General features: G+C 66.5%; 3 protein-coding genes. All 3 read right to left on the bottom strand.

The window, feature by feature from the left end; all coding sequences use genetic code 11:
* A partial coding sequence (locus tag H5T60_12875; protein MBC7243322.1) for a carboxypeptidase regulatory-like domain-containing protein occupies nt 1–1,960 on the bottom strand: 1,960 nt, incomplete at its 3' end.
* A 27-nt stretch (nt 1,961–1,987) separates the two neighbouring features.
* The gene (locus H5T60_12870; protein ID MBC7243321.1) at nt 1,988–2,704 is read right to left on the bottom strand and encodes an NERD domain-containing protein; all 717 of its coding nucleotides are present in this window, start codon (nt 2,702–2,704) and stop codon (nt 1,988–1,990) included.
* A gap of 37 nt (nt 2,705–2,741) precedes the next feature.
* On the bottom strand, nt 2,742–3,537 hold a 796-nt coding region (gene plsX, locus H5T60_12865; GenBank protein MBC7243320.1), incomplete at its 5' end, for a phosphate acyltransferase PlsX.

Here is a 3,537-nt window from a genome sequence, read left to right as displayed (position 1 = left end):
CTGGGGCGGGGACCTTCACCCGCTGGAAATGGACCTCGTAGGAGATTGGTTCACCGCGCCGGCCGGGTACCTCGGCCGTCTCCAGCCCCTCGGCGGTCTCGCTCTCGGCGTCTTGTGCGCGCACCCGCAGGAAAAAGGTGCCCGGCGTGTTGGTGAACTCGTAATAGCCGGCGCCGTGCCGTGGGTCTGCGCCGGTGATGGCGGTCGGGAACTGGGTGCCTGGGGCGGCGTTCTCCCAGCCCATTTCCACGGTGGCGCCGTTCAGCGGCTCGCCGTTTTCATCCCACACCTGTCCGAAGAAAATGTGCCGGCCGGCGGTTTCCTCGCGCTCCAACAGCCGGCGGGTAGCCACCACGAAGCGTGTCCGGGGCGGTGGGGGCGCGATCATCTCCCCCTCCCAGGTGCTCCATCCGTCCAGATAGAGGCCCTGGATACAGCCGCCGCTGGCGCGCAGGGTGTACGTGCCCGCCGGCAGGGCCTCGAAGCGGAACGCGCCCGCCGTGTCCGTAATGGTGCGGCGCTCCTCATCGCCGGCCTGCAGGCGCACCTCGACGCCGGCACACGGCTCGCCGCCTGGTGTGCGGAGCTGGCCGCGCACGGCGGACTGCCGGCCGTGCGGGATCGTGAGGTGCACTTCCTGGCGGGCGCCGGCGTCCAACTGCACGGGAAGCGCGACCCCGGGATTATCGTCCGCCCGCAGTTCGTAGCGGCCGGCCGGCAGTTCGCTGAAGCGGAAGCGTCCGCGCGCGTTCGTGTGGGCGACCGCCACCTCCTGGCCATCGGCGATCAGCCGGATGGGGAGGTTATGGGCCGGCTGACCCTGCGGGCCGGCCGCCTGCCCCACGATCTCCGCGTCCGTCGTGACAAAGAGGCGCTCGCCGCCGGGCAGGTCGCGCAGGGCGTCTACTGCTGGCAGATGATCCCGGATGCCGAAGGCTGATTCCCACCAGTCGCTGAACCAGGCCTGGCTTTCCCAGCCCATGACGTGATGCCCCAGGCGAAAGTTGGCCAACAGCCAGTGGCAGGTGGTGAAGAAATAGGCCGGCGCCTGCGTCTGAAGGAAGCGGTTGATCTGCACCGTCCACTCTTTGTGGATCTCGGGCGTCACGCGCGGGTAGCGCCGGTCGTCGCGCCAGCCGATGACCGCGCCTCCTTCCGTGCCGATGACCGGCACGCTGTAGCCCAGCGCCTCGCGCGCCATCAGGTCGGCCAGCTCGAAACAGCGCCAGCAGTCCGAATCTTCCTCGATGGTGCTCCCCGGGCGTTTGCCCTGCCGGCGCCACAGGTTGATGAGCTGGCGCGGCTGGCCGTCCCAGGCCCACTCGCCGTGGCGCTCGTATTCCTGGCGCGTCAGCGGCGCCCCTTCCTGGTGCACCGGGTCATAGGGATAATCCAGCGGGTGATTGAGGGTGTAATTATGCACGGCGATCCAGGCGCCGCGGGCGAAGATGTCCGCCCGTCCCTTGCGCACCACCATCTCGATGAGGTTGGCCTTGCTTCCCACGGAGAGCGCCGGCAGGCCCGGCAGGCCGCCCAGCGCCAGGATGCGGTCGGCGTCGTAAATAAATTGGTCCGCAACGATGGAGATCCAGTCGGGGGGAAGGCGCTCGTACTGCCATTCCGCCGGCACATCCGGCTCGTTATTGGTCTCGAAATAGGCCACGCCGACGTCCACCAGCCGGCGGATGGCCTCTTCCTCCCGCCGGCTCAGCCGGCCCGGGTTGGGCTGGGGGCGGTAGATGCGCACGATGGGCATGATGTCGTAGCGCACCAGCCGGCGGCACAGCTCCACCGATGAGCCATCCCCATCGTCCAGCACCTTGACCCACTTGATGTGCATGCGCACCAGCTCGTCGATCCAGGGCGACAGCGCGTCCCCCGTGGGGTGCACGGTGCTGGGGGACCAGTGAATCCCCCACCCATTGTCCCCTTTCGGCCGTGGGTACTGGCTGAGCTTCATGGTCTGGCTGTTCTTTCCCCCAATGCGTCAGGCAGATTGGGGCATTTTCTGGCGCACGATCTCGTCAAATATCTCGATGATAGCCCGGCGCTGTTCGCCGGTCAGGTATCCCTGCTTGTCGGCGGTCTGGCGGACGAAGGGCTTCACCTGGTCGGGGCGCAGGGCCGGCACGGCCGGCTCGTCCAAGATCAGGCGGGCGCGCGGGTTCCCGAAGAGCACCGCGCCGCGCACCACCACGTCGCCCAGGTCCGGCCGCTTTTCGGCGATCAACTGCCGCACCTTCTGCATCAGCATTTCCAGGTCGGCCGGCGGATTGCCCAACGCCTCCTGCCCGAAGAAAAGCAGGGCGCGGGCGAGGGTCATTTTCTGGCGCCAGCGCCGGCCGGTGCAGTAAATCTCGCCGTCCTGGGGTTTCACGAGGAAGACAAAGACGCCGGTCGGCCCCACCAGCACATGGTCGGCCGGCGGGAAATAGTTGTAGAGCTTGAACTGCTTGCCCACTCCTTTGAGGGCTTTGGCCAGCACTTCATCGGCCCGGGGGTGGCGCGCCCAGCGCATGACGTTGTAGCTTCCGATCTGGCTGACCAGGAAGCCCAGGACCAGGGCCGCCATGGTGAGGTAGAGGTACTCTTCCTTGAAGCTCGCCACCAGGCCGCCGGCCAGGATGAGCAGGCCGGCTATGCTGGCGAACTTGCCGATCATCTCCCCGCGTTTGACCAGCTTCTCGTTGATGACGACTTCCATGATGAATCCGCGCTGCTCCTTCTGTTATCACTTATCCTCATAATTCGAGGGCTTCTTCCACTTCCTCTTCCGCGCCCATCTGCGCGGCGAGGTCCTGGCGGATGTCCTCCAGCACCCCGCTGGCGACCGCCTGAGCGGCCACCCGCAGGGCACTGCGCACCGCCCAGCCGTTGGAGCGGCCGTGCCCGATGATCACTATGCCGTCCACCCCCAGCAGTACCGCGCCGCCGAACTCGCTGTAATCGGTGCGTTTGCCGATGCGGTCGAACGCCCCCTTGGCCAGCAGCCCGCCCAGCATGGATACGGGAGAGCGGTACAGCTCTTCCTTGATGAAAGTCTTCATCATCTTGGCCATGCCTTCGGCTGTCTTGATGATGACGTTGCCGGTGAAGCCGTCGGTGACGACCACATCGGCCAGGTGCGCGGGGATATCCTTGCCCTCGACATTGCCGACAAATTGGAGCGGGCTGGCTTTCAACAACTTATAGGCATCCTTGACGAGCTGATTGCCCTTGCCCTCTTCCTCGCCGTTCGAGACGATGCCGACCCGCGGCGATTCCACCCCCAGCACACGTCGGGCGTACAGAGAGCCCATCATCCCGAACTGCAAGAGGTACTCCGGCTTGCAGTCGGCGTTGGCGCCGATGTCCAGCAGGAGGCAGAAGCCCTGCATGGTGGGAAAGATGGTGGCCAGCGCCGGCCGTTTCACCCCCCTGATACGCCCCAGATGGAACAGGGCGGCCGCCATCACCGCGCCGGTGTTGCCCATGGAGACGAAGGCGCGCGCCTTGCCCTCTTTGACCAGGCGCAGACCCACGACGATGGAGGAATCC

This window comes from Anaerolineae bacterium (assembly GCA_014360855.1).
GTDB lineage: Bacteria > Chloroflexota > Anaerolineae > JACIWP01 > JACIWP01 > JACIWP01.
This window is presented reverse-complemented; position numbering and strand designations above follow the sequence as displayed.